Source organism: Rhodococcoides sp. S146-33, assembly GCF_059489205.1.
In genome coordinates this window covers 1,119,605-1,145,772 of record NZ_JCAJWY010000001.1, presented here as the reverse complement: position 1 = coordinate 1,145,772, position 26,168 = coordinate 1,119,605, and the positions used below count along the sequence as shown (strand labels likewise).

The window sequence follows — 26,168 nt, the reverse complement described above, 5'->3', positions numbered from 1 at the left end:
TGCTTCGTATGTCTTTCTACACGTGCCGGATGGCGACGGACAGCAGACGCGCTGTTACTGATGGTGCAATTGTGAACAGAGGTGATGGAATCGATCCCTCGAAACCAGAAAATGCCGCCCGGCGCACAGATGCAGGGCGGCATTCTCGGACCATCGACTACCCGAAAAAAATCAGGCGTTCAGTGCGTCCAGGATCTGGGTACGGGCCTTCCACAGCTCGGCTCCCCAGTACGGCCAGGCGTGAATACCGTTGGCCGGGAAGCTGTAGGTGGCCGGGATGCCCAACGCGCCCATGCGGATCTGGAATGCACGAGTGTTGGCGAGCGAGAGCGCCTCGAGGGCCATGCCGTTGGCGGTGTTGTAGAAATCGATCGGTGCAGACGGACGATCGAACTGTCCGGGCAGGCCACTGGCTGCCGAGATGTAGAGCGACAGTCCCTGCAGACGCGGCGCGAAGACGAACGGGTCGTTGCGCAGCCACGCCGGGTTCCACGGCGGTCCCCACATGGAGTCGACGTTGAAGCGACCTGCGTCGAGCATCGCAACGCGGATGGCCTCACGCATGCCGGGCGCCGAGATGTTCAGGTAGCCCGAGAGCGAGCCGGCGAACTTGAACTGATCGCGGTGGTACGCGGCGAGCGTCAGGGCCGCGGAACCACCCATGGACAGTCCCAGGACACCGTTGTTGCTGCGCGAGACACCGTAATTCTCGAGGAACGCCGGGAGCTCCTGCGTCAGGAACGTCTCCCACTTGTAGGTGACTTCCTGGCCGTTGAAGTTCGACGAGGTGTACCAGTCGCTGTAGAAGCTGGACTGACCACCGACGGGCATGACGAGGGTCACGTCGTCGTTGGCGAACTGGTCCTGCGCGTTGGTCTCGAACGTCCATGCGTTGCGGTCGTCACGGGCGCGCAGGCCGTCGAGCAGGTAGAGAGCAGCGTTTCCGCCCCGGGCCGCCCACTGAACCTGGACCTTGATGGGTCCCATCTCGGACGGAACGATCAGGTCCTCGCGGCCACCGGCCGGGGCCTGATGGACGACGGCAGTGGGGGCAGCGACTGCGACCGCACCGCCGACGACACCGGCTGCAATAGGCAGAACGAGTGCGGCGGCACCCACGCCGAGCAGACGCTGACGCCAGCGCGAGGACGCCTTCGGGTTACTGCTGAGGCCGGCAAATCGCATGAATCGTGCTCTCTCTCATCTACGCGGTCTCCGCTGTCGTAGCGGCCCCCGGCAATCGAACAGGGCGAACTGGTGGCCCCGTGAGGCCGAGGTGAAGCTGTGGATGCTGACAAGACCGAAGTCTCGAGAAGCTGAGGTTCTGCTGAGAACAGGAGAACCGCTCGATGGAGGTTATTCCATCGAGCGGTTCCAAGGCAAAACTGTGATCAGCGTCGCAGTTTCATCTCGCCGTTTCCCCGAAACAGGAGACTATCCTGCGCCGTCCCCGCTGAACAGCCCTGAAAAGTCGTGAGTTATCACTAAGGGCCGAAAAGCGGGCGACACGACCGAAATGTGGTGCGGGCGGTCGGCTACCCGATGTTGGCGCTGAGATCCGGAGCCATGACGCGGATCTGCTCGCCCCAGTAGCCCCACTGGTGGGTACCGACGGCCGGGAACGCGTAGGTGACGTTGTTGGCACCGATGCTCGCCATGCGGATCTGGAATGCGCGGCTGTTCGCCAGGGCGATGGCCTCGAGGCCCATGCCGTTCGCGGTGTTGTAGTAGTCGATGAAGCTTCGCGGGCGATCGAGTCCGCCGGGCAAACCGCTACCTGCGAAGACCCAGACTCGCGTGCCGTTGTCGCGCAGACGAGGTGCGAAGACGAACGGATCGTTGCGCAGCCATGCCGGATCCCACGGCGGGCCCCACATCGCGTCGATGTTGTAGCGGCCGGAGTCCAGCAGCGCCAGACGCATCGCTTCGCGCATACCGGGCGCCGAGATGTTCAGGTAGCCGGACAGCGAGCCCGCGTAGCTGAACTGGTCGGGGTGGTACGCGGCGAGCGTCAGAGCGGCCGAGCCACCCATCGAGATGCCGATGACACCGTTGCGATTGGGGTTGAAGCCGTAGTTGGCGCGCAGGTTTTCGCGCAGGTTCTGCGTCAGGAAGGTTTCCCACTTGTAGGTGGTCTTCTGACCGTTGAAGTTGGACGGCGCGTACCAGTCGGAGTAGAAGCTCGACTGTCCGCCGACCGGCTGAACCACGTTGATGTTGTAGCCGGCCAGCACTGCACCGGCGTCGGTCTCGTGCTCCCAGCCGGAGATGTCGGTGGTGGCGCGCAGACCGTCGAGAAGGTAGACGACGCGGTCGGTGTTGCCGTCCGCTGCCCGCCAGACGCGGCTCTTGATCGGGCCCATGCTGGAGTCGGTCCAGACGTCCATCGCCCGTTGGTCGAACGCCGCGTTGGCAGTGGCGCCGCCACCCGCTACAGCCAATCCCAGTGGCAGGACCACCGCCATCAGCATGGACGTGGCGGCGCGGCGTCCCCAGGACCCCGCTCGCTTGTCCTCGGACCGGCTCTTCCATCTACCCAGCATGCACTCGACCTCTCAGCAGCTTCGTCACATCGGTTACGCAATCAACGATTGATCTCGCAAGTTTTGCATGTGTGCGCCCGACCCAGGGTCTGGCGCATACATATCCTCCGCACATATCGCACGAAGTACGTCGTCCGTTACAGGATCGAGACAGCTCATCTTGGCGTCGAGACCGAATCGGCGCAACCCGGTGATCGTCTCGTGTCCTGACATCTAATTATCGGCTTTCAATATGGGAGTCGGAAGATCACATCTTTGTATTTCGTATTTCGGCACTCGATCAAACCGGTATCCGGCATAGAAGAAAGAGCGTTTGACATTCCGGACGAACAGGTCCTTCGTCAACGGTGCCCGATACGACGCGAGCAATTCCTCGGTATCGGGGCAGGTCAGGGCTACCTGAGCCTCGGTGACCCAGTCCTCGTCCATGTACCAGGGCAGGAACGGGTGAACGGCAACCAGACCGAGATCGGCAACGACCCAGTCCGGATAGAGGCGCTTGTCGTGACCGATGCGGCCGTCCTCGAGCCGCTCCGTGTGCGATGCCAGCGGATACGCGAGACCCATCTGATCGATGACCCGCACGTCGAGACCGACGTTCATACTCGTCATTCCCAAGTTCAGGAAATACACGGTGTGACCGACACCACCCTCTGGGATCGGGAGGGGCGGCGGAACGACATCCCAGTAGGTGTATTGCGCGGGTGCCAGCAGCAAACCGCCATCGGGAGTGTCGTCGATGGTCCGAACCATCGCCCGCATCCACGGATAGTCGAGGTAGTCCGAGGCCAGGATCGGATGAGCGTGCCCGGTGTTGAGGGAATAGAAGGCTCGCTCGTCGACGATGCCACTCCGGCCGACGGTCGTGCCCTGCGGCATCCCCGTCGTATTCGCGGCCGCGACCGCCCACACGACGATGCCACCCCAGACGACGAGATCGGCGACGAATACCGCCGTCGCCCGGTCCTTGGACCAGCGATTCGGTAAAGCAACGGGCAATACCGAAATCGGCAACAACAGCGTGAACAATGCCGGTAACAACGTTCGGCCGTGCATAAAATCGCCGCCGACGCGAATGGCGTAGACGGCCAGGACGACACCACTGATCAAGGCGAACACGACGACGGCAGTGGGCGTCCGCAGCGCAGCGAGCCAATCGCGTGGCGACCGTGGCACGGACAGCCGAATTCGCGATACCGACAGCGCCGCGGCCACCACGAGAAGTGCGAGCGGCAACCACAGCAGATACGGCCCCACCAGGTTGAACAGGTACACGAATCCCTGAGACCACTTGGCTCCGCCGGCGTCCTTCGACACCGCGGTGTTGGGGTACGGCAGGCCGTAGTACCCCATGCGCCAGATCTGGTAGAGCACCGGCACGGCTCCGGCGACAGCGAACACACGGAATCGAGACAGCCAGGTCTGCGGAGCCAGGAACATCATCGCCAGCGCGAACACGGCGACGATGGACAGTTCCGGGCGCACCAGCGGGCCCAGACCGGCGAAGAAGGCCAGCAACAGCAGTTCGACGCCACCGCTGCGGCGTTGGCCCCAGCGCACCATCAGCAACCACAGCGTCGCCAACCAGAAGATGACCAGGCAGGTCTCGAGACCGGACGTCGCGAAGTCGCGAGCAGGGGGAACAGCGATGTAGACCAGGACGCCTGCGGGAAGGAACAAAGTCCGCTTCGCGGTGCGACCACGCAGGGCGAACGTGCCGATCATGGCGATGACGACGGATGCGGTGGACAGCACCAGAGCGATCGTCAGCACCACGTACTCGAGGCGCGCCTCGGTCAGCCAACTGCCCGCGTACACGAGGTAAGTCCAGATGGTGCTGGTGTTGGTCTCGACGCGCTCGCCGGCGTTGAACACCGGGCCGTTTCCGGCCAGCAGGTTGCGGACGGTGCGCAGCACGATCAAACCGTCGTCGGCTATCCAGCGGCGCTCCCACGCACCCCAGAGGAACAACGCTCCGGTGACCACGGCCCCGACCCAGAACACGGGCCCGGTGATCGATCTCCGAGCGGAGTCCTCCTCCCGCGTATCTCGCTGGTCAGGCGAGGTAGACAGCGACACCAACCACTCCGATCCACGCTATGGCGAGTAGCTGCAGAACCCTGTCTCCCAACGCGATCTCTTCGGGTTCGCCTGCCTCGCCGCCGTCTACGTCCACTGCATATCGCAGGATTGCGATGGTAAACGGAATCATCGAAATGGCGAACCAGTTGGAGTCGGTTTCGGCGTCCTGTTGGAAAGCCCACAGGCCGTAACAGATGACGACCGCCGTCGCAGAGAGCGTCCACACGAAGCGCAGGTACGTGGTGGTGTAGTTCTCGAGCGACTTACGGATCTTGGCCCCGGTGCGTTCGGCCAGTTGCAGCTCGGCGTACCGCTTGCCTGCCGCCATGAACAGCGATCCGAACGCCATGATCAGCAGGAACCACTGGGAGAGCGGAATCGAGGCGGCAACCCCACCGGCGATGGCGCGCAGCAGGAAACCGGACGAGACGATGCAGATGTCGAGCACGGCCTGGTGCTTGAGGCCGAAGCAGTACGCCAGCTGGATGGCGATGTAGACGCCGATGACCAGGGCGAGTTTCCAGTTCGCGATGAACGAGAGCCCGATGGCCAAGCCGAGGGACACCACGGCCATCGCGTACGCGACGTTGACCGGCAGCACCCCGGCCGCGATCGGTCGGAAACGCTTGGTCGGATGGGCGCGGTCTGCCTCGACATCGAGCGCGTCGTTGACGAGGTAGATGCCCGAGGCCGCAAAACAGAAGACCACGAAGGCCAACGCGACGGACAGCAGCACGTCTGGGTCGGTGACCGAGCCCGCGGCCAGCGGCGCTGCCAGTACCAGCACGTTCTTGACCCACTGACGCGGGCGAAGCGCCTTGACGATGCCGTCCGCCAGATTCTTCGGCGGTGCGCCTACGGGTGCGGCATCCTCGCTCATTTGTCTCCTTCGAACTTCACGACGGCCGCAGCCGTCAACGCGCCGAGGGCCGATCCGGCCAGCACATCGGTGGGGTAATGGACTCCGAGCACCAAGCGCGAGAGCAGCATGGGTGGGACCAGGACCGCCGGTAACGGTAGCCCGGTCACCCGGCCGAGGAGAACCGCGGCCGCTGTGGTGGATGTCGCATGCGAGGACGGGAAGCTCAGCTTGCTGGGCGTCGAGACGTTGATGCGCACGGACGGATCGTGGGGACGCGGCCGCCGCACAATGCGCTTGATGACGATCGACGCGGCGTGTGAGCCGACGGCCCCGACGGCCACCGACGCCCACTGACGTCGACGCGGTGCGTCCAGCGCAGCACCGATGCCGGCAATCGCCACCCAGCCGAGCGCGTGTTCGCCGAAATGCGACATCCCGCGTGCGACGGCGATCGCGCCGGGCGCGCTGCCGACGGTGCTCTGCACCTTCTCCAGGATTCGGACTTCCGTCGGCACCTCGGTCTGGCCTTTACGCCTGGTAACGAAAGACACGTTCCCACGTTTCCTTACTGGTCAGCTGCGGCGCGGCATCTCGGTATCGAGCCTTGAGGGCGGGGAATTCGGCTGCCAACTGCTTGCGCAACGACACCGCTTCCTTGAGCAATGCCGCAGCCTGGGCTCGGTCGCGCTTGCGGTAGACGACGCCCCGGCCGTCCGCAGTGGTGACGGTGACGCCGTCGACCTGGGAGAGGAGGAACCAGCGCGCGTCGAGAGTCGGGACGTTGAGCTGCGGACGCTCGAGGTGATCTGCCCGCGCAGGCTTTGCGTTCTTGTACAGGCCCTTGACCAGCCGACCGGCAATCGCGCCGACGTTGGTGGGCAGGCTCACGTTGCCCACGTCCTCGTGCGACGGCACGGGCAGATCGGTGGACGAACCGATGACCACGGCGTCGGAGTAGGTCTTCCTCAGGGCGTGCACGTCACCGAGTGACGTCGGCAAGATCTCGAGGATGTGCTCGGGGCCGGCCAGGAAGTCGCGGATGGCGAGGTTCTGAATCGCCACGGTCGAGTATTCGAGGCACAACAGATGCTTGACCGTCGCCTTGCCGGTGTCCAGTACCAGGTCGCGGCCGTTGGTCTTGGAATGTAGTGCGGCCACGACGAGACGGTTGCGCAGGTGGAAATAGGCCTGCCAGTCGATGGCGTCGTCCTTGTCGCTCCACGCCATGTGCCAGATCGCCGCACCCGGCAGGGTCACCGTCGGGTAACCGGCCTTCTTGGCCCGCAGACCGTATTCGGCGTCGTCCCACTTGATGAACAGCGGTAGCGGCTGTCCTATCTCCTCGGCGACGACGCGCGGGATCATGCACATCCACCAGCCGTTGTAGTCCACGTCGATGCGGCGGTGCAGCAGCTTGGACGTGCGTAGCGGGTACTCGCTGAAGTCGTGGTCGTATTCCACGTTCTTCGCCGCGGTCCACATGAAGTTCTTCGGGTTGATCACTTCGCCCATCACATGCAGGTGGCTACGCGCCTGCAGGTTGAGCATCTGCCCACCGACGAGCGTGGGCACCTTGGCGAACCGAGCCATGGCCAGCGAGCGAAGGATGGAATCGGGTTCGATCTCGATGTCGTCGTCCATGAAAAGGATGAACGGGCAGTCGGTGGTCTTCAGGGCCTCGTACATGATGCGCCCGTAGCCGCCGGATCCACCGAGGTTGGCCTGGTCGTGCATGGCGAGGCGGTCGCCGAGGACGGCTGCGGCTTCCTCGAATCCCGGCTCGTCCCTCGCTTTGCGGGTGCCCTGATCGGGCATGATGACGGCCTTGATCACGTCGAGTACGAGCGGGTCGGAACCCAGAGCAGCCAGAGCCTTCACCGCATCGGTGGGTCGATTGAAGGTCGGAATTCCGATGGCGACCGACGCCTCACCCGGGGCATCGACCGACGCGTACCAGCCGGCGCTCTCGACGACTACCTCGCTGTCGGAGGTGATGTCGAACCAGATCCAACCACCGTCCTCGAACGGGGCCAGGTCGATGACGAACTCCTGTGCGTCGTCGCCGTCGACGGCTTCACGGCCCTCGACGTGGATGCGCGACGCGTCGGCCTTGGACCGGTAGACGTCGATGCGGCAGTGCCCGGAAACCTCGACACGCAGCACTACCGATGTGAGGGTGCTGTAGCGACGCCAGTAGCTCGCGGGGAAGGCGTTGAAGTAGGTGCAGAACGACACCTCGGACTCGGCGCCGATAGCAACGGAGGTCCGGCTCAACGAATGCGCCCGCCGCGCATTCGTTTTCGCTTCTTCGAGGTACAGCGTCCGCACGTCCAGCGGCTCGCCGGAACGCGGCAGCAGCACGCGCTGCAGCAGGGACTTTCCGAGTACTGGAACCACGTCCGCACCGCTTTCCGGTCGCTCCTGCAGGCTTCGCTCCTGCCCGTCTTCGAGGAGATGCTTGGGTGTCATGCGTTGCCTTCCGACTTGTCGTCCGATCCGAGGGATGCACCCGTTTCGAAGTGCGGGGCCAGGGTGTTGTCGTACATGTTCAGCGCGCTGGCGATGGCCATGTGCATGTCCAGGTACTGGTACGTCCCGAGTCGCCCTCCGAAGAGCACACCGTTGGAAGCTGCCTCGGCCTTGGCCCGATCACGGTATGCCTCGAGCTTGCTCCGGTCGTCGGGAGTGTTGATCGGGTAGTACGGCTCGTCGCCGCTCTTCGCGAAGCGGGAGAACTCGCGCATGATGACCGTCTTGTCGGTCGGATACTCGCGCTCGGGGTGGAAGTGACGGAACTCGTGGATACGAATGAACGGCACGTCACCGTCGTTGTAGTTCATCACCGGCGTGCCCTGGAAGTCACCGGTCGGAAGAACCTCGGTCTCGAAGTCGATTGTGCGCCAACCCAATTCGCCCTCGGAGTAGTCGAAGTAGCGATCCAGCGGGCCGGTGTACACGATCGGGGCGTCCGGGCTCTCGGCCACGATCTGCTCCCGCACGTCGAACCAGTCCGTGTTCAACCGGACCTCGATCTTCTCGTCGGCGGCCATCTTCTCGAGCCACGCGGTGTAGCCGTCGACCGGCAGTCCCTCGTAGGTGTCGTTGAAGTAGCGGTTGTCGAACGTGTAGCGCACCGGCAACCGGGTGATGTTGCCCGCGGGCAGATTCTTCGGATCGGTCTGCCACTGCTTGGCGGTGTAATCCTTGATGAACGCCTCGTACAGCGGACGCCCGATCAGCGAGATCGCCTTCTCCTCGAAGTTCTGCGCGTCCTTCGAGTCGAACTCGTTGGACTGCTCTTCGATGAGAGCCCGCGCCTCGGCCGGCGAGAAGTACTTGCCGAAGAACTGCGAGATGAGGCCGAGGCCCATCGGGAACTGATACGACTGGCCCTTGTGCAGCGCGAAGACACGGTGCTGGTAGCTGGTGAAGTCGGTGAACTGGTTGACGTACTCCCAGACCCGCTTGTTCGAGGTGTGGAACAGATGCGCGCCGTACTTGTGGATCTCGATACCCGTCTCGGGCTCGGCCTCGGAGTACGCGTTGCCACCCAGGTGATGCCGACGATCGAGCACCAGAACACGCTTGCCCAGCTGGGATGCCGCCTGTTCGGCCACAGTCAGCCCGAAGAACCCGGATCCGACGACGATCAAGTCGTATCGGCCGGTCGCGGAGGCGTCGGAAGAGGTGGTCTCGGAGCTCACAGCAGTCACGGGCAACCAGGGTATCCGACGATCGTGACCGCTCTACCCCACCAGGCGTCGGTCGGCCGGTCGGGTATCAACTGGGCAGGCGTCGGAGCAGGTAGGTATCCATCACCCAACCGTGCGCCGCTTTGACCTCGTCGCGGGCGCGGCGGATGTCGTCGAGCACGTCGTCGAGCGGACCCGCCACCAGCTTCTCGTCGACCGTGCCGAGGTTGGCACCCCAATGAATGCCCCACCCCGCGCCGGTCAGCGCGCCGCAGGCCAGGTTGCCGTCGAGCATGACCACCAGGTTGTCCAGCCCGGCAGCGACGTCGCCCGCCAAGTTCCTGCCGGTCGTGATGACGATCGGTCCGCCGATGCGATTGAGTACGAGCCGGTGGCCTGCCGCCAGCATCGACACACTGGAGATGCCCGGTGTGACATCGAACTCGATGTCGCCGCGCAGGGCAGCCAACCGCTCGACGACGCGGATGGTGCTGTCGTACAGCGCGGGGTCTCCCCAGACGAGGAACCCGATGACGGTGCCGTCGGCGAGACCGTCGAGCACATCGGCGTAGGCCTGGGCGCGGGCGTCGTGCCAGTCGAGGACAGCGGTCTCGTACTGCCGGGGCGAGCGGTCACGCGGGGGGTCGGGTACCTCGATCACCCGGTAACTGCCACCGTGGTGGCGCTCGAGGATGTGTTGTCTGGCCGCGCCGAGATCGCCGACGGACGCGCCCTTGTCGGCCACGATGAACACGTCCACGGCACGGAGCTTCTCCACGGCCTGAACGGTCACCTGATCCGGATGTCCACCGCCGATGCCGATCAGGTGGATCTTCACGATCGGTCCCGGCATGCGTCGTAGAGGTGCGATTCGGTGACGACGCGTCGAGCCAGGGCGGGTCCCACGAGAATCACTGCTGCTTGACGCAGCCCCGCGGATTCGACCTGATCGGCGACATCGGCCAAGGTGCCGCGCAGGATCAGCTCGTCCGGCTTGCTGGCATGGAAGACGACCACGGCGGGGCACTCCGGCCCGTAGAACTCGCTCAGTTCGTCGGCGATGAGTCGGGTGCGGGTGATCGCCAGGTGCAACGCCAGCGTGGCGCGGGTGGCGGCGAAGTTCTTCAACGCCTCGGTGTCGGGCATCGCCGTCGAGCGCGCCTGCGCGCGGGTGAGCACCACGGATTGCGTCACCTCGGGGACCGTCAGCTCGACGCCCAGCGAGGCGGCAGCAGCGGCGTAGGCAGGCACGCCGGGGGTGACGTCCCAGGGCACGCCCGAGGCGTCGAGTCGGGCGGACTGCTCGGCGAGTGCGGAGTAGAGGGAGGGATCGCCCGAGCACAGGCGGGCCACGTCCTCGCCGCGCTCGTGGGCAGCGACGAGTTCGGCGGTGATGGCATCGAGGTCCAGCTTCGCGGTGTCGACCAGCCGGGTACCGGCCGGGCAGTGTTCGAGAATCGCGTCGTCGATGTAGGTACCGGCGTAGACGCAGACCGGGCTGGATCGTAGAAACTCGACGGCCCGCAGCGTGAGCAGGTCGGCAGCACCTGGTCCGGCTCCGATGAAGTGCACAGTCACAGCTGGAAAGCGTAGGCGACGCGCCCGACGCGCCGCGCCGCCGCAACTTCCCGGCTGTGGCTAACTGTCAAGCTAAGGTTTAGCCTTGTGTCTGATGGGACTCATGTTGCTGATGTGATTGATGTTGTTCAGCAATGGAGATCCTACGACGCGTACCTACCAACAACCAGGGAGTACCGCCTTGCCGAACCGTCGAACGAAGCCGTCGATCGTTCTCGGTGCTGTCGCACTACTCGCCGTCGCGACCCCTTTTGCGGTCGCAGGCCTGACAGACAGCACGACCACCGGAGTTCGACCGGCCAACGAGACAACCCCGGTCACCGTGCCGACGAAGATCGTCGAGACCGCGCTGAGCGCAGCACCGGACATCGTGATTCCGCTGCAGGAGCTCACCGGCCTGCCGCTGCCCGATCTACGGCTCTCCGATCTGAAGTACCTGCCGTTGCCGGATTCCATCGTGATCCCGCCGATCCAGATCCCCGACATTCCGGGCCTGACCACGCCCGCGCCCGGTGGTGCCACCGCACAGGCACCGATTCCCAGGGTGGACGCATCGGCTCCGGTCAACCCTGAAGCCGCCGACCCCACCGGGCCTCCGCTCGGAGCGGCAGTGAAGGAAATCTCCCAGGACACTCCGTTCAGCATGGTGGCGTTGACCTCCGAGCAGCTGAACGGCGCGTCTGCGCAGGTTCGCCGGCAGCTCGAGGACGGATCCTGGGGCCCGTGGCTGCAGACCGCGCCGGTGGACACCACGGCAAGCGACGCCGTTCCCGCTGCGGACAAGCAGGGCACCGAACCGATCTTCGTCGGACTGACGAAGGCCGTGCAGGTGCTGCTGACGCCGCTGACGAGCAGCGCCGCTCCCGAAAGCTTTGCGGGTGCGCCTGTTCCCGAGGTCCCGGTAGTCGAATTGCCGGCTGCCGACGCGCCGAGCGATGCTCCCGCGGAAGCCCCTGTCGCTGCGGAACAGCCCCTCGGCTACACCCCGGCATCGTCGAGCAAGCCTCTGCGCCAGCAGGATCCGGCCCCGCTCGATCCAGCCGCACTCGATCCGGCTGCGATGGATCCGGCTGCGGCCGAGCCTGCACCGGCAGATCCGGCAGCAGATCCTAGCCAGGCGAATTCTGCCGAGCAGCTGGCTGCGGCGGTCGACGACATCAGCGCCGTGCTCATCACTCCCGGTACGTCCCCGGCCGACTCGGCACTCAGCGACCTCGCCACTCCGGTGGCAGGCGATGCGGGCCCCAACGTCATCACCCGCGCTCAGTGGGGTGCCGACGAGTCGATCCGTTGTGCCACACCGACGATCGACGACTTCATCGGCGGTGCCACCGTGCACCACACCGCGGGTAGCAACGATTACTCCAAGGCGGAATCCGCCGAGATCGTCCGCGCGATCTACGCGTACCACGCCCAGACCCTGGGCTGGTGCGACATCGGCTACAACGCACTCGTGGACAAGTACGGCCAGATCTTCGAGGGCCGCGCAGGCGGCTTGGACAAGCCGGTTCAGGGTGCGCACGCAGGTGGATTCAACGAGAACACCGTCGGCGTGGCCATGATGGGCGACTACTCCACCCAGGATCCGTCGCAGGAGACCGTCGACTCGGTCGGTAAGTTCCTCGGCTGGCGACTCGGCAAGGCCGGTCTCGATCCCAAGGGAACCACGACGATGACCTCCGAGGGAACGGATTTCACGTTCATCGGCAAGGGCAAAACCGTCGATCTGCCGGTGATCTTCGGGCATCGCGACGTCGGCAACACCGAATGCCCCGGTGACGCCGGGTACGCCCGGCTCGGCGAGATTCGCGACATCGCCGCAGCCAACCTCGGCGGCGGGGATGCCACACCGGCAGCACCCGATACAACCGACACCGCTCCGGACACCGTGGTGACCGACCCGGCTCCGTCACGCCCGGGCACCGACGTCAGTTCCACTCTGGGCGAGAACATTCCGGCACTGGTCGCCGAGCTGCAGCGGCTGGCTGCGACCAGCCCCGTCGCGCAGAAGTGGTTGGCCTCGGGCGGCGAGACCGGCTCACTCGGTGTGCCGGTGAGCGGCCTGGTGCAGGTGAGCGGCGGCCGTGAGAAGGCGCAGTTCCAGAACGGCGAGATCATCACCAACATGGCCGGTCAGGCCGTGGCCGTCATCGGCAAGATCTTCCAGCAGTACCTGCAGCAGGGTGGCGTCGACGGCATCCTCGGTCTCCCGATCACCGACGAGTTCAAGGTGCCGGAGGGCTTCCGGACGGACTTCGAGAACGGTTCGCTGATCTTCAACGAACTCACCGGAATCGTCACCACCGTGATCAAGACGTACAACGACACCTACAACGCGGAAATGCAGAACCCCGTTGCGGCACCGGTGGAACCGGCACCCGCGCCGGAGCCTGCACCCGCGCTGGAGCCTGCACCCGCGGGCTGAGATCCACCACCGAGAAGGGCCGAGGTCACCGTGGTGACTCGGCCCTTCTCGTGTTCGAAATGCTCCACGACCGACGCGTCACCACCAGCGTTCGAGAACCTGCGCCACTCCGTCTTCCGCATTGGTGACGGTCTGTTCGTCGGCGGCCGCGACGGCAGCCGGGTGCGCGTTGCCCATCGCAACGCCGAGTCCGACCATAGACAGCATCGGCACATCGTTCGGCATGTCACCGAAGGCGACGATGTCAGATACGTCGACGGACAGTGTCTCGGCCACCTTGGCCAGTCCCGACGCTTTCGTGACCCCCGGGGCCGACAACTCGATGAGCCCGTTGTCGGTGGAGAACGTCAGGTCGGCGCGTCCGGCGATCAGCGGCGAGAGAATGTCGGCCATGTGGCCACTGGTGGATGCCGAGAGCCGGATCAGCAGCTTCACCGCGGGGACATCGACGACGTCGTTCTCGGTCATTTCGACGTTGTCGGGGTTGAGCCACGCATGCTCGTAGCCGGGTGAGCTGACGAACTGAGGCGTGGCCGAGTCGTGTGCGGTCTCCCCCACTCGCTCGGCGGCCAGACCGCAGCCGGGCAACGCGCGGTAGGCAACGTCGGCCAACCACTGCAGTGTCTCGACCGACAACGTCTCGGCGCTGAGCACGCGATCGGTGGCCGCGTCGTAGATCACCGCACCGTTGGCGCACACCGACATCGGTGCGTATCCCAACTGGTCGACGACCGGCTGAATCCACCGCGGTGGCCTGCCGGTGGACAGCACGAACGGGACGCCGTCGGCCACCACGGCCGAGACGGCACGCTTGGTGCGTTCGGTGACGCGTTCGTGCTGGTCGAGCAAGGTGCCGTCGACGTCGCTGGCAACAAGTCGGGGGGCGAGGCGGGTGGTGTTCGGCGCGTTGGTCATCGTGACGTCATTCTGCCCTAGTGTCGAAGTGCACTGTTTTCGACATGCATGTCTTCGATGTGGAAGGAACGGTAGATGACTTCTGTGAACCGTCAGATCCGATTGGCTCAGCGCCCGGTGGGACGTCCCGACGATTCGACGTGGGATCTCACCGAGGAGCCGATTCCCACCCCGGGCGACGGCGAGTTCGTCGTCACCGTCGACTACGTCTCTCTCGACCCGGCGATGCGCGGCTGGCTCAACGATGCACGGTCGTACGTGCCGCCCGTCGGCATCGGCGAGGTGATGCGCGCTCATGCCGTCGGCCGGGTTCTCGAATCTCGAAATCCTGATTATGTTGTGGGAGAGATTGTTTCGGGCTCCTTCGGCGTCACCGAGCATGCAGTGTCGGACGGCACTGGAGTGCAGAAGGTCGACGAATCGGTCGCACCGGCACCCACGTGGCTCGGAGCACTCGGCTTCCCCGGATTGACGGCGTACTTCGGTCTGATGGACGTCGGGAAGCTGACCGAGGGTGACACCGTGGTGATCTCCGGCGCCGCCGGTGCCGTCGGCAGCATCGCGGGTCAGATCGCGAAAGCCAAGGGAGCCACTGTGATCGGCATTGCCGGTGGACCCGAGAAGTGCGCATGGCTCACCGAGGAACTCGGTTTCGACGCGGCGATCGATTACAAGGACGAGTCGGTCTACCAGGGCCTGAAGGCAGCTGCGCCGAAGGGGATCGACGTGTACTTCGACAACGTCGGCGGTGAGATCCTGGACGCGGCCCTCTCACGTCTACGCAAAGGCGCGCGAGTAGTGCTGTGCGGGGCCATCTCCGGCTACAACGCCACCGATCCCCAGCCCGGTCCTGCGCACTATCTGTCCCTGTTGATCAATCGTGCGTCTATGACCGGCTTCATCATCTTCGACTACCTCGATCGGTACCAGGAAGGCATCGACGCCCTGTCCGAACTGCTCACCAGTGGCAAGATGACAGCGCGCGAGCAGATCGAGATCGGCGGCGTCGCCGCTTTCGGATCCACACTGAACCTGTTGTTCGATGGTGCCAACACCGGCAAACTGGTTCTCGAGGTCGGCGAACGCCCCCACGACTCGGAATTATGACGGCCGCCCGTTCGTTGGACCCCATGTAACGATCGATAGAGCCCAAGGAGTGACGATGTCTGCAGCCACCGAAACCGCAATTCTCGCCGGAGGATGCTTCTGGGGAGCCGAGGAGCTCGTCCGCAAGCTTCCGGGAGTGGTCTCCACCCGCGTCGGATACACCGGCGGCGAGGTCCCCAACGCGACGTACCGCAACCACGGCAACCATGCCGAGGGCCTCGAGGTCGTCTACGACCCCACCAAGACGTCCTACCGCGATCTACTGGAGTTCTTCTTCCAGATTCACGATCCGTCCACCAAGAACCGCCAGGGCAACGACATCGGTGCCAGCTACCGATCGGCGATCTTCTACCTGAACGACGAGCAGAAGCGCGTCGCGGAGGACACTATCGCCGACGTCGACGCGTCGGGACTGTGGCCGGGCAAGGTCGTCACCGAGGTCACTCCGGCCGGAGACTTCTGGGAGGCCGAGCCCGAGCACCAGGACTACCTGCAGAAGTACCCGGAGGGCTACACCTGCCACTGGGTTCGTCCGGACTGGAAGCTGCCGCGTCGGGCAACCGCGTAACCACGGAGCGGCTGCGCCGCATGTGAACGGAACTTCGTAGCCTGCTACGAATTTCCGTTCACAAGGGTCAGCCGGGTAAGTCCGACATGTCGAGGACGAATCTGTAGCGAACATCGTTGGCAGCCAACCGATCGAAGGCCTCGTTGACCTGAGCGGACGGCATCGTCTCCACCTCGGCGACGATGCCGTGCTCACCGCAGAAATCCAGTAGTTCCTGGGTGTACCGGCGTCCGCCACTGCCGGCCGACGCCAGACTTTTACGGCCGACCAACAGGTCCAGGAAGTCGACGGTGCTGGAGCCGAGATAGCCCACGGCGCAGAGCGTTCCGTCGAGTGCGAGGCACCGCAGATACGGTGCGAGATCGTGCTCGACGGGCACGCAGTCGACGATCAGATCGAGACCACCTACCACTGCATTCATCGCGGCGTCGTCGGTAGAGACAACCGTATGATGAGCCCCTAGCTTCTCGGCATCTTCGACTTTGCCTGCACTGGTGGTCAATACGGTGACCTCCGCCCCGAGCGCGCGGCCGAGTTTCACCGCCAGATGGCCGAGCCCGCCGATTCCGACGACCCCCAATCTCACACCAGGGCCGACGTTCCAGCGACGCAACGGCTCCCAGACGGTGATGCCGGCGCACATCAAGGGTGCCACCGCTGCTGGGTCGAGGTGTTTCGGGCGGTGGTAGACGAAGCGATCGCGAACCACGTATTCATTGGAATACGCACCGCGAGTGACGGATCCGTCGTGTCGGTCTCGCCCACCGTAGGTCAGCGTCGGGAACTCTCGACAGAAGTTTTCCTGCCCCACGGTGCACATGTCGCACGTGCCGCACGAGTCGACGATGTTCCCGACGGCCACCGCGTCACCGACGGCAAATTCCGTTACTCCGGAACCGACGTCGGTCACTTCACCGACGAACTCGTGGCCTGGCACCACCGGAAAGTCTCCGGGATTCCGAGTGGAGTGCAGATCGGTGTGGCACACCCCGCAATACGTCACTCGCACGGCAACATCGTCGTCCCGCAGATCCCGTCGATCGAATGTCCACTGCTCGAGTGGCGAGGTCTCATCGACCGCTCGGTACCCCGTGGTTGTTCGCATGTTAGATTCCCTTCAGAAGTAACCAACTGGTTGGAAACAGTAGCGGGTCACGAAACGCTTTTCAACCAACCAGTTGGAAATGTATGGTTCCGACATGGGAAATTCGACGGCTACCCGCGCCCGACTGCTGGCCGCCGCAACCGAGGAATTTGCGACGCACGGCATCGCCGGAGCACGGGTGGACCGAATCGCGGCGGCGGCCGCGTCTAACAAATCATTGATCTACAGCTACTTCGGCAACAAGGACACCTTGTTCGACGTCGCATTCGACACGCGTGTCGACACCGATATCGAGAACATCGCCTTCACTCCCGAGGACCTGCCCGGGTACGCCATGAAGCTCTACGACATGTACCTCGACGACCCCACGCTGGTACGCCTGCTGACGTGGGCGCGGCTCGAGCGAACTCCCACCGGACCGCTGTTCGATCGCAGACCCGGTCACGACGGCGAGAAGTTCGCGGCGATTGCCGACGCTCAACGCGGCGGTCTGCTGGTGGACGACGTGGACGCCGCCGATCTCTGGTCGATGCTGATCGCGTTGGCCGGCACGTGGGCTCAAGCGGCCATAATTCACACCGCCGACAGCACCGAACCCGTCGCGGACCACGACCGACGGCGGGCCGCCCTCGCCGCCACCGTCAGGCGGGCGTTCTGCCGACCTGTGGGTGGGTGAAGCAGCGGTCGAACTACCGCGCACAGGGGAGCCGAACTTGCGACACTGATCCGGTGACCTCCGACAGAACCCCTCGGTCGATGGCCGACGTCCTTCGTTCTCCGCGTTTCTGGCTCGCTCCGATCCTCGTCGTCTCGGCATTGATGTCGTTTCTCGCGGCCCTGTATCTGGGCGGCGTTCTCGATCCGCGGGGCAACTTGCACGATTTACCCATCGCGATCGTGAACCAGGACGAGGGCGACACCCTCGCGGGCGAGCAACAAAATATCGGCAATGACATCGTCGCCGGATTGATCCAGAACGTCGACTCCGAGAAGGTCGCTTTCCGCGAGGTCGGCCCCGCGCAGGCCGAATCGCTGCTATCCACGGCCGAGGTCTACGGCTCCATCGTCATCCCCAGTGATTTCACCAAGAGAATGGGAATCCTGGCCGAGGGCAGCATCATTCCCGGTGACATCGAGAAGCCGATCATCACCGTCTACACCAATCCGCGGGCCGGCAGCTTCGGGATGTCGCTCGTCACCGGAGTGGCCACTCCTGCATTCGAGTCGGTGAATCAGACCGTTGGCGAACAGATCACCGATCAGGTTCGCCGGCAGCTCGGCGACACTCCACTGGCCGGCGCGAGCGCACTGACGTTGGCGCAGCCGATCAATGTGATTGTTGCTCAGCATGATCCACTGCCCGACGGCACCGGCGGCGGCCTGTCTGCGTTCTACTACGCACTACTGCTCGTTTTGGCGGGATTCACCGGGGCAACCATTGTCAGCACCCTCGTCGACGGGCTGCTGGGATTCACCCCTACCGAGATCGGCCCGAAGTACATTCACCGCGGACCCACCCGGATCAGCCGGTTCCAAACCCTGTTGGTCAAGTGGCTGGTGATGTTCGTTCTCGCCATGCTCGTGTCCGGCCTGTACCTACTGATCAGCCATCTGCTCGGTATGCCCATCACCCATGCATGGACCCTGTGGATGTACGGCGCGTTCGCGATCACCGCCGTCGGATTCACGGCGCTGGCGGTCATGTCCGCATTCGGCACAGCCGGGTTGCTGATCAATCTGATCGTCTTCATCATCCTGGCTCTGCCGTCCTCGGGTGGCACAATTCCGCTCGAAGCGAGTCCGCCAGTTTTCACATGGCTGGCGCAGTTCGAGCCGATGCACCAGATCTTTCTCGGCACCCGATCGATCCTGTATTTCAACGCCTCACCCGACGCCGGCCTGCTGCACTCGGTGGGTATGACGTCTCTCGGTCTGCTCATCGGGCTCGTGTTCGGACTGGTGTTCACCCTTCTCTACGACCGCAAGGGCCTCGACAGAAGCCTCGATTCCCCGGGCGCTATCTGCTGACGCCGGTACACTCGATCCAATGCTTGCTGTTGATCCGGCCGGAAGCGTGGCACCCCGACGTGCCTTCCACGCTTACCTCGACGTCGCCATCGTCGTTCTCGTACTCGTGGGCACCAACCTGATCGCGCACTTCACCACGGTGTGGGCCAGTATCGCGACGGTTCCGATTGCAGCTGTTCTGCTGGTCGTCCTGGCGAACCGTCGCGGTCTGGGATGGGCCGAACTGGGCCTGTCACCGAAGCAGTGGAAGACGGGTTCGCTGTACGCACTGGGAGCCGTCGGGGTCGTCCTCACCGTCGTCGCGATCGGCGCGTTGCTGCCATTGACTCGGCCGTTCTTCATGGCCGACCGATACGCGACCGTCTCCGCCGCCATCGTTGCGTCGATGATCGTCATTCCGCTCCAGACCGTCATCCCGGAAGAACTGGCGTTCCGCGGGGTGCTGCACGGTACGTTGGGCCGCATCTACGGTGCACGGGGCGTGTTCGCGGCAGGATCTCTGCTGTTCGGGTTGTGGCACATCGCATCGTCGTTGGGCCTGACGGCCGGCAACGTCGGTCTCAGTGGATTCCTCGGCGGTGGCCTGTTCGGGCAGATCGTCGGAATCGGGCTGGCGGTCATTGCCACGGCCGCCGCCGGCGTGGTCTTCACGTGGCTGCGCAGCCGAAGCGGCAGTCTGATCGCCCCCATTGCCTTGCACTGGGCGCTCAACGGACTCGGCGCGCTGGCTGCCGCCCTCGTGTGGCACGCATCGATGAATTGATACCGATGAAAGACGATCTGCACCAGTACTTGCGCATCGCACGCCAGAACATGGTGTGGAAACTCGACGGCCTGACCGAATACCAGAAGCGTCGGCCGATGACCCCGACCGGAACGAATCTTCTGGGCATGGTCAAGCACCTGGCGTTGGTCGAATCCGGGTATTTCGGAACCACTTTCGGACGCGAGTTTCCGGCTCGTTTCGCCGAACTCGAGGCATCAGCCATGGCCCGGCTCAATGCCGACATGTGGGCGACCGCCGATGAGTCATCCGCATCCATAGTCGACCTGTACCGCCAAGCCTGGGAATACTCCGACAAGACCATCGATTCACTCGATCTGGACGCAGTCGGACGCGTCCTGCACTGGCCGGTGGAGAAGCAGGAAGTCACGTTACATCGCGTGCTGGTGCATATGTGCATCGAAACGAATCGGCATGCCGGGCACGCAGACATACTGCGCGAATTGATCGACAATTCCGTTGGACTGCGGCTCGGCAACGAAAACATGGCCGACGGCGACGCAGCGTGGTGGGCGCAGTACCGATCCGAGCTGGAAACCGTTGCGCGAGAAGCTGATCCAAACTCTTCCGACGATACGACGGGTTGACACAGCAGTTAGTTCGACTGCGGGGCGGGCTGATACCACAGGGCACCGACAGGTTTGACTTCACGAATCATTAAGTAGGGCAATAGTTTTCGATTCTACGATCCTTGTGTATCGAACGTGCGTTCGATACACTTCTCCCCATGACAACGGAGATCTGGCAACTGAGCGAGGCAGAACTCCTCGCCGACGCTGCTGATGTCTCCCACCAAATCCAGTTGATGGAAGCCCGACGGATCGCGCTCGTCGCCGAAATCGACACCCGCGTGAGCCGGGAGAAACTCGGCTTCCCCGGACCCGCCGGCTGGCTGACCTCCACCACCCTGCTCAGCCCCGGTAACGCCACCAAGATCGTCGCCCTTGCCCGCGGACTGAAGAACTTCCCCGACATCGCCGACGCCGTGAACACCGGCAGCATCTCCATCGACCACGCCGCCCTGATCCTCACCTTCGCCGAAACCCCACCGAAAAACCTCCCCCAAGAAGGCCAGGACCTCGCCCGAGCAGCACTGCTGACCGCCGCCACCGGACCCGAAGCCCGCACCGGACCACTGCGCGCCGCGATCACCACACTCCACGACACCTACGGCGACAAGAAACCACCCGACGACACCGACCGCAACGAACTCTTCGCCTCCACCACCCTCAACGGACGTCTCGTGGCGAAGATGGATTTCGACGCCATCACCGGCGAAAAATTCCTCACCGCCCTCTCACCCCTGACCGAACCCCGCCCCGCCGCCGACGGCACCCCCGACGAACGCAGCCCCGCCAAACGCCGCGCCGACGCCTTCGCACACATCCTCGACCGCTACCTCGCCTCCAGCAACCGACCCACCGAAGGCGGAGAAAAACCGCACGTCAACCTCCACATCACGTTGCGTGATCTCACCAACCTGCGCCGCACCATGAACGCCGACAGCGGCAGCGACTCTGACACTGACACTGACACAACGAGCTACGAGAACGGCAGCACCGCAACCGAATCCGACTGCAGCGGCGGTGGTGGCGACGGCAGCAGCAGCCGCGATGATTGCGGCAGCGGAAGCGGCGATGGTTGCGACAGTGGCAGCGGCGGGGGTTGCGACAGTTCGACCGGACCGGCCGCCGACCGCGGCGCGTATCGGGACCTGTTCGGTGACGGCACCACCGTCGGATGGCTCCCCTGGATGGGACCACTCTCCCGCGAGACCTCCCGGCAACTGGCCTGCGACTGCATTCTGACCGCGATCGTCATGGACGAGAACGGTTCACCGATCAACCTCGCCCGCACCGCTCGTACCGTGAACGCGAAACAGAAACGCGCCCTCACCGCCCGCGATCACGGCTGCGCGTTCCCCGGCTGCGGCAAACCCGCCGCCTGGACCGAAGGCCACCACATCTGGCATTGGACCGACGGCGGACCCACCGACATGAACAACCTCGTCCTACTGTGCGGCTTCCACCACCGACTCATCCACCACAGCGACTGGGAAGTCTTCATCGGCAACGACAACCACCCCTGGTTCGTCCCCCCGGCGACCGTCGACCCCTACCGACAACCCCGACAATCCCACGCCCGCGCCGGCCCCCACATCGCCTGAGCACACATAAAAACAATCCAGCCCCGCACCGAGAACACGGTGCGGGGCTGGAAGAGATTGGGCTCAGGAACCCGAGGGAGCTGCCGGCGGCGCGGGAGGAGTCGCACCATCAGCGGGTGCCGGCGGCGCGGGAGGAGTCGCACCATCAGCGGGAGCCGGCGGCGTTTCGCCATCAGCGGGTGCAGGCGGTGAAGGCGGGGTCGCAGCATCACCTTCGGCAGGCGGGGCAGGAGGCGTAGCACCGTCTTCCGGTGCACACACAGCACCCGGGCCACCAGCGCCCGGTCCACCCTTACCCGGACCACCATCGGCCGGACCGCCCTTGCCCGGTCCACCCGCAGGCGGGGCAGGCGGAGTTGCGCCGTCACCCGCTGCCGGTGGGGTCGGAACCGCGGGAACCGTAGATCCGTCACCGGCATCGGGAGCTGCAGGGGCCGCCGGTACCTCGGATGCATCCGACCCGCCACCACCGTCGGTTCGCTGTCCGAGGGCTGACGACGACGCGACCGTGGACACGCCGGGTGAGACGTCGGGCCCGGTGGCTGCGAACACTGCTGCCGTCACCAGTGCGCCGACGGCCAGGCCCGCTGCTGCGGTCGCTGCCAGCGGCACCCGTCCCTTCCAACGCTTCGGCTTGTTCTCCCGAGCTGTGCCGGCCTCGGCATTCGGTACGGGCTCGGGGTTCGATGCGGCGGGAATCGGCTGAGTCTGATCGTTCACGTTCACTCCTTGTTCGGACTGTCTCGTTCGTTTCGTTCTGTCACCGACCTTGCCGCCGCTAGCTGAAGTCACCCTGAAGGCGGGCGCATCTTCAGGATCACTTCAGCTGGTGGGTGACAATCGAGGCATGACATACAGTTCCGCTCCCCGGGTGATGGTGGTGGAGGACTCCTTGCCCATCCGGGAAGCGCTGGTGGCCGCGTTCGAGGACGCAGGCTTCACCGCCGCATCCTTGCCCGACGGCGACGACTTCGAATCCACGATGGCAGGCTTCCGGCCCGACGTGGTGATCCTCGACGTCATGCTGCCCGGTGCGAGAGACGGTTTTGCGCTGATCGACGTAGTCCGCCAGAGCACCGATGCGGGCATCATCATGGTCACCGCGAAAGACCAGCTGGCCGACCGACTGCGCGGACTGAGCGACGGTGCCGACGACTACGTCGTCAAACCATTTCAGCTCGACGAGGTGGTTGCCCGCGCGAAGTCCGTGTTGCGTCGTCGCGGTCGGTCGTCGGACGCAGTCCAGGTCGGCGATCTACTGGTCGACGAGTCCGCCGGAGTTGTCACTCGGGCGGGTCAGGTTCTCGATCTGACGGCGACGGAACTCCGTTTGGCCACGTTCTTGGTCGCGCAGCGCGGACGCACCGTCTCCAAAACGTCCATCCTCGAATCGGTTTGGGGCTACGGCGCGTACGACGGCAACCTGGTGGAAGTGCACATCAGTGCGTTGCGTCGCAAGATGGAAGCCCATGGGCCACGGTTGATCCATACCGTCCGCGGCCTCGGTTATGCATTGCGGGCTCCGCAGTGAACCGGACGCCTACCCCCTCGCTTCGGATGCGGGTGGTCGCCACTGTCGTCGTGTTGTTCGCGGTGTTGCTGGTGATCGTCGGCTCTTCGGTAGATGTCGTTCTCGGCCAGCAGCTTCGGCGCGACTTGGAAGCACGGTTATCGGACAGGTCGACCCGCGCCGTCGAGCTCGTGGAGAGCGGCGTCAGCCCCGAGGATCTGGTGCAGGCTCTTCAGGGCGACGCCATCAGAGTTCGCGTGACCACTGCGGACGGCACTGTGTACGGCGCTCCCGGCAGCGGACCTTCCGAGCCGGTCATTCGGCCCGCTACCCCGGCTCCGCCCGGCGGCCAGTCGAGGGCCCCCAGCCCGCCCGGACCACCCGATCCTCCTGCACCCCCGTCGGATTCGTTTGAGATCACCGAACCTCTACCCGACGGTTCGACGCTGTCGCTCCTCGGCGATACCACCGCGATCGCCGATGTTCGGCGTCAACTTCGCATCCTGATGCTGGGGGCGGGAGCCGTCACGCTGCTGCTTGCCGCCGCTGCATTGACCTTTGCCGTGCGGCGCGCACTCTCTCCACTGGACTCCATGACCTCGGTGGCGCGTCGAATTACCAATGGCGACAGGGGTAGACGGCTCTTGCCCACCAAACCGAACACCGACCTCGGCCGGACTGCATCGGCTGTGGACGAGATGCTCGACGCCCTCGAGGACGCCGAACGACGCGAGGCCTCGGCCGCACGCACAGCCAGGCTTGCCGAGGAGGACATGCGGCGCTTCCTGGCCGATGCCGCGCACGAGCTGCGCACTCCGGTCGCCGGAATCTCGGCGCTGGCGCAGTCGCTGCAGCGCGATGCCGAGCAACGCCCCGATCGGGTCTTACGGTGGAGCGAGTTGCTGGTCGGCGAATCCTCCAGGGCATCGCGTCTGGTATCGGATATGCTCGATTCCGTTCGTGCAGAGAACACCTCGGAACTCGAGCTGGTCGACGCGGACCTCGCCGATGTCACGCGTCGCACGGTCGAGCGCGCTGCCCTACTCGCGCCGCACATCCAGTTCGATATCGCTGCAGCGCAACCGGTTCCGGTTCGAGTGGACGTCGGACGTATCGAGCAGATCCTGTCGAACGTGCTCGACAACGCCGCTCGATTCACACCGTCCGGCGGCACGATTCGGATAGCGGTCGACGTGGATTCGCAGGCGAACGTCACCGTCGACGACGACGGGCCCGGTGTCCCCGAGGCAGACCGGGAGCGGATCTTCGAGAGGCTCGTCAGACTGAACTCCGCACGCGACCGATCGTCCGGCGGCGTCGGACTCGGGCTCTCGATCGCACGGACACTCGCTCGTGCACACAACGGTGAACTGGTCTGTGTCGCAGGGTCTACGGGCGCAAGATTCCGCCTGACACTTCCCCTGAACCCCTGAACCCCTGAACCCCTGAACCCCTGAACATCCGAACCCTGAACCCCTGAACCGCAACGCGCCCGCTACTCGAGAATCAGATCCATCAGCAGACTGTCGTGCCAGCCATCGGGCCCCTTCTCGTACTTGCGCATGATCCCGACCGGCTCGAAACCGACTGCGCTGTAACAGGCGATTGCCATCGCATTGTCGGCAGCCGGATCGATCACCAGGCGGTGGTGCCTCAGATCGACTGTCAGGTAACGCACCAGCGTCCCCACGGCATCCTTCCCGACACCGCGACCGTGCACCGCCGGATCGAGGAAGATGTCGATCGACGCATGCCGGTACATCGGGTCCGTCTCTTCGCCGTACTGGATCAATCCGACTGGTGCACCGCCCAATTCGACAACCATGCGGTTCTCTTCCGGGTTGTCGAAGGGCCAGTTCTCGTCGGCGTCCTCGTCGCCCCACCGCGCGTACACCTCGGGGTGTGCAGTATTCGGCGTAGCTCCGGCACGTCCTCGGCGGTGACGGGCCGCAACACGACCCGTTCACCGCGGAGGTTCATCGCACTGTTCTATTCGGCACGCTTGGCCGCACGTGCCGCCAGGTCCTGGGCGTCGAGCTTGTCGGCTTCCTCCAGGGTCGGGGCACTGCCGCCGAGTCGGGCCGGCACCCAGTACGCACCGGGCTCGTGGTGGTAGTTCTCCTGCAGTTCGAGCAGCATCTTCTGCATCACCGCGCGTAGCTTGTCGGTGAGCTCGTTCGGCGGCCCGACGGGCGCAATCGGCTCACCCACGGCAATGGAGATCGGAGTGTTGGTGCGGCCCAATCGTTTCGGGTAGCCCTTGGTCCACACGCGCTGCGCGCCCCAGATGACCGTCGGGATGATGGGAACGCCGGCTTCGATGGCCATGCGCGCTGCACCGGACTTGAATTCCTTGATCTCGAAGCTTCGACTGATGGTGGCCTCGGGATACACGCCCACCAGTTCCCCGTTGCGCAGACTGTCCACGGCCGCTTTGTACGACTGCGCACCGGCACCGCGGTCGACGGGGATGTGCTTGAGCGCACGCATGATGGGGCCAGAGATCTTGTTGTCGAAGACTTCCTTCTTGGCCATGAAGCGGATGTAGCGCTTCACTCGCCGCGGCGGCAGACCGGCATAGGTGAAGTCCATGTATCCGGTGTGGTTGACGGCGATGACCGCTCCACCGGTAGCAGGGATGTGTTCCTCGCCCTCGACCTCGAACTTCAGGCCCTCGAACGCGAACACCGCGCGAGCGATGCCGATGACTGATCGGTAGACGGGTTCCACAGTCGGTTAGCGTAGTCGGTGGACGGGGTCGGAGAAAGGTCCGGCCGGAGTGCTGTCGGGTCGGAGTGCGGT

The 26,168-nt window shown here is 64.5% G+C and carries 23 protein-coding genes and 1 pseudogene; 10 read left to right on the top strand and 14 right to left on the bottom strand.

The genetic code is table 11. From position 1 onward, the window contains the following. Positions 1-171: 171 nt before the first annotated feature. The 9 genes from AC5WEY_RS05545 to cobM all read right to left on the bottom strand — a co-directional run bounded on the left by AC5WEY_RS05545 (position 172) and on the right by cobM (position 10,757). Positions 172-1,185: an alpha/beta hydrolase gene (locus AC5WEY_RS05545; RefSeq protein WP_057477299.1), complete on the bottom strand. Its 1,014-nt coding sequence runs from the start codon at positions 1,183-1,185 to the stop codon at positions 172-174. Positions 1,186-1,535: 350 nt separating this feature from the next. Beyond that, entirely contained in the window at positions 1,536-2,543 is a 1,008-nt protein-coding gene (locus AC5WEY_RS05540) for an alpha/beta hydrolase (protein ID WP_200936560.1), read from the bottom strand. Between the two features lie 213 nt (positions 2,544-2,756). Next, the gene (locus AC5WEY_RS05535) at positions 2,757-4,622 is read right to left on the bottom strand and encodes an arabinofuranosyltransferase AftB family protein (protein ID WP_495645009.1); all 1,866 of its coding nucleotides are present in this window, start codon (positions 4,620-4,622) and stop codon (positions 2,757-2,759) included. After that, the gene (locus AC5WEY_RS05530) at positions 4,600-5,505 is read right to left on the bottom strand and encodes a decaprenyl-phosphate phosphoribosyltransferase (protein WP_057477301.1); all 906 of its coding nucleotides are present in this window, start codon (positions 5,503-5,505) and stop codon (positions 4,600-4,602) included. The genes AC5WEY_RS05535 and AC5WEY_RS05530 overlap by 23 nt, the downstream gene beginning before the upstream one ends. Further along, the gene (locus AC5WEY_RS05525) at positions 5,502-6,038 is read right to left on the bottom strand and encodes a phosphatase PAP2 family protein (protein ID WP_495645008.1); all 537 of its coding nucleotides are present in this window, start codon (positions 6,036-6,038) and stop codon (positions 5,502-5,504) included. The genes AC5WEY_RS05530 and AC5WEY_RS05525 overlap by 4 nt, the downstream gene beginning before the upstream one ends. Next, positions 6,016-7,956 carry a glycosyltransferase gene (locus tag AC5WEY_RS05520; RefSeq protein ID WP_495645007.1) on the bottom strand — a complete coding sequence of 647 codons (1,941 nt, stop codon included), beginning with the start codon at positions 7,954-7,956 and terminating at the stop codon, positions 6,016-6,018. Before AC5WEY_RS05520 ends, AC5WEY_RS05525 begins: the two co-directional genes overlap by 23 nt. After that, positions 7,953-9,200 carry a UDP-galactopyranose mutase gene (gene glf, locus AC5WEY_RS05515; RefSeq protein WP_495645006.1) on the bottom strand — a complete coding sequence of 416 codons (1,248 nt, stop codon included), beginning with the start codon at positions 9,198-9,200 and terminating at the stop codon, positions 7,953-7,955. The genes AC5WEY_RS05520 and glf overlap by 4 nt, the downstream gene beginning before the upstream one ends. 67 nt (positions 9,201-9,267) lie before the next feature. Further along, entirely contained in the window at positions 9,268-10,032 is a 765-nt protein-coding gene (gene cobF / locus AC5WEY_RS05510; RefSeq protein WP_495645005.1) for a precorrin-6A synthase (deacetylating), read from the bottom strand. Beyond that, the gene (cobM, locus tag AC5WEY_RS05505; protein WP_495645004.1) at positions 10,014-10,757 is read right to left on the bottom strand and encodes a precorrin-4 C(11)-methyltransferase; all 744 of its coding nucleotides are present in this window, start codon (positions 10,755-10,757) and stop codon (positions 10,014-10,016) included. Before cobM ends, cobF begins: the two co-directional genes overlap by 19 nt. Positions 10,758-10,938: 181 nt before the next feature. On the opposite strand from cobM, the gene AC5WEY_RS05500 reads away from it, so the two are divergent. Continuing rightward, complete coding sequence (locus AC5WEY_RS05500; protein WP_495645003.1) at positions 10,939-13,182, top strand: N-acetylmuramoyl-L-alanine amidase; 2,244 nt, start codon at positions 10,939-10,941, stop codon at positions 13,180-13,182. A gap of 78 nt (positions 13,183-13,260) precedes the next feature. Here the strand turns inward: AC5WEY_RS05500 and AC5WEY_RS05495 are convergent, their stop codons facing one another. Further along, positions 13,261-14,097, bottom strand: a complete 837-nt coding sequence (locus AC5WEY_RS05495; protein WP_057477308.1) for a Cof-type HAD-IIB family hydrolase — start codon at positions 14,095-14,097, stop codon at positions 13,261-13,263. Positions 14,098-14,172: 75 nt separating this feature from the next. Between AC5WEY_RS05495 and AC5WEY_RS05490 the strand changes: the two genes are divergently transcribed. After that, positions 14,173-15,204 carry an NADP-dependent oxidoreductase gene (locus AC5WEY_RS05490; RefSeq protein ID WP_495645002.1) on the top strand — a complete coding sequence of 344 codons (1,032 nt, stop codon included), beginning with the start codon at positions 14,173-14,175 and terminating at the stop codon, positions 15,202-15,204. A gap of 55 nt (positions 15,205-15,259) precedes the next feature. Beyond that, entirely contained in the window at positions 15,260-15,772 is a 513-nt protein-coding gene (gene msrA, locus AC5WEY_RS05485; RefSeq protein WP_057477421.1) for a peptide-methionine (S)-S-oxide reductase MsrA, read from the top strand. Between the two features lie 67 nt (positions 15,773-15,839). On the opposite strand, the gene AC5WEY_RS05480 is transcribed toward msrA, so the two are convergent. Beyond that, entirely contained in the window at positions 15,840-16,877 is a 1,038-nt protein-coding gene (locus tag AC5WEY_RS05480; RefSeq protein WP_495645001.1) for an NAD(P)-dependent alcohol dehydrogenase, read from the bottom strand. 94 nt (positions 16,878-16,971) lie between these two features. Here AC5WEY_RS05480 and AC5WEY_RS05475 point away from each other — a divergent pair, with 94 nt between their 5' ends. The 5 genes from AC5WEY_RS05475 to AC5WEY_RS05455 all read left to right on the top strand — a co-directional run bounded on the left by AC5WEY_RS05475 (position 16,972) and on the right by AC5WEY_RS05455 (position 21,856). Then, positions 16,972-17,553 (top strand): TetR/AcrR family transcriptional regulator, encoded by a 582-nt coding sequence (locus AC5WEY_RS05475; RefSeq protein WP_495645000.1) that lies wholly within the window; start codon positions 16,972-16,974, stop codon positions 17,551-17,553. A gap of 53 nt (positions 17,554-17,606) precedes the next feature. Then, positions 17,607-18,905 (top strand): YhgE/Pip domain-containing protein, encoded by a 1,299-nt coding sequence (locus AC5WEY_RS05470; protein ID WP_495644999.1) that lies wholly within the window; start codon positions 17,607-17,609, stop codon positions 18,903-18,905. Between the two features lie 19 nt (positions 18,906-18,924). Next, positions 18,925-19,668 carry a CPBP family intramembrane glutamic endopeptidase gene (locus AC5WEY_RS05465; protein ID WP_495644998.1) on the top strand — a complete coding sequence of 248 codons (744 nt, stop codon included), beginning with the start codon at positions 18,925-18,927 and terminating at the stop codon, positions 19,666-19,668. 5 nt (positions 19,669-19,673) lie between these two features. Continuing rightward, positions 19,674-20,276 carry a DinB family protein gene (locus AC5WEY_RS05460; protein ID WP_495644997.1) on the top strand — a complete coding sequence of 201 codons (603 nt, stop codon included), beginning with the start codon at positions 19,674-19,676 and terminating at the stop codon, positions 20,274-20,276. Between the two features lie 140 nt (positions 20,277-20,416). After that, positions 20,417-21,856, top strand: a complete 1,440-nt coding sequence (locus tag AC5WEY_RS05455; RefSeq protein ID WP_495644996.1) for an HNH endonuclease signature motif containing protein — start codon at positions 20,417-20,419, stop codon at positions 21,854-21,856. A gap of 63 nt (positions 21,857-21,919) precedes the next feature. Here the strand turns inward: AC5WEY_RS05455 and AC5WEY_RS05450 are convergent, their stop codons facing one another. Further along, entirely contained in the window at positions 21,920-22,576 is a 657-nt protein-coding gene (locus AC5WEY_RS05450) for a hypothetical protein (protein WP_495644995.1), read from the bottom strand. Positions 22,577-22,703: 127 nt separating this feature from the next. On the opposite strand from AC5WEY_RS05450, the gene AC5WEY_RS05445 reads away from it, so the two are divergent. Together AC5WEY_RS05445 and AC5WEY_RS05440 are read left to right on the top strand one after the other, a co-directional pair. Then, positions 22,704-23,387 (top strand): response regulator transcription factor, encoded by a 684-nt coding sequence (locus tag AC5WEY_RS05445; protein WP_495644994.1) that lies wholly within the window; start codon positions 22,704-22,706, stop codon positions 23,385-23,387. A 26-nt stretch (positions 23,388-23,413) separates the two neighbouring features. Beyond that, the gene (locus tag AC5WEY_RS05440; RefSeq protein ID WP_495644993.1) at positions 23,414-24,799 is read left to right on the top strand and encodes a sensor histidine kinase; all 1,386 of its coding nucleotides are present in this window, start codon (positions 23,414-23,416) and stop codon (positions 24,797-24,799) included. A 62-nt stretch (positions 24,800-24,861) separates the two neighbouring features. Here the strand turns inward: AC5WEY_RS05440 and AC5WEY_RS05435 are convergent. Together AC5WEY_RS05435 and AC5WEY_RS05430 are read right to left on the bottom strand one after the other, a co-directional pair. Further along, a pseudogene (locus AC5WEY_RS05435) lies at positions 24,862-25,346 on the bottom strand (GNAT family N-acetyltransferase). Positions 25,347-25,355: 9 nt separating this feature from the next. Beyond that, positions 25,356-26,096 (bottom strand): lysophospholipid acyltransferase family protein, encoded by a 741-nt coding sequence (locus tag AC5WEY_RS05430; RefSeq protein ID WP_495644992.1) that lies wholly within the window; start codon positions 26,094-26,096, stop codon positions 25,356-25,358. Positions 26,097-26,168 lie beyond the last annotated feature (72 nt).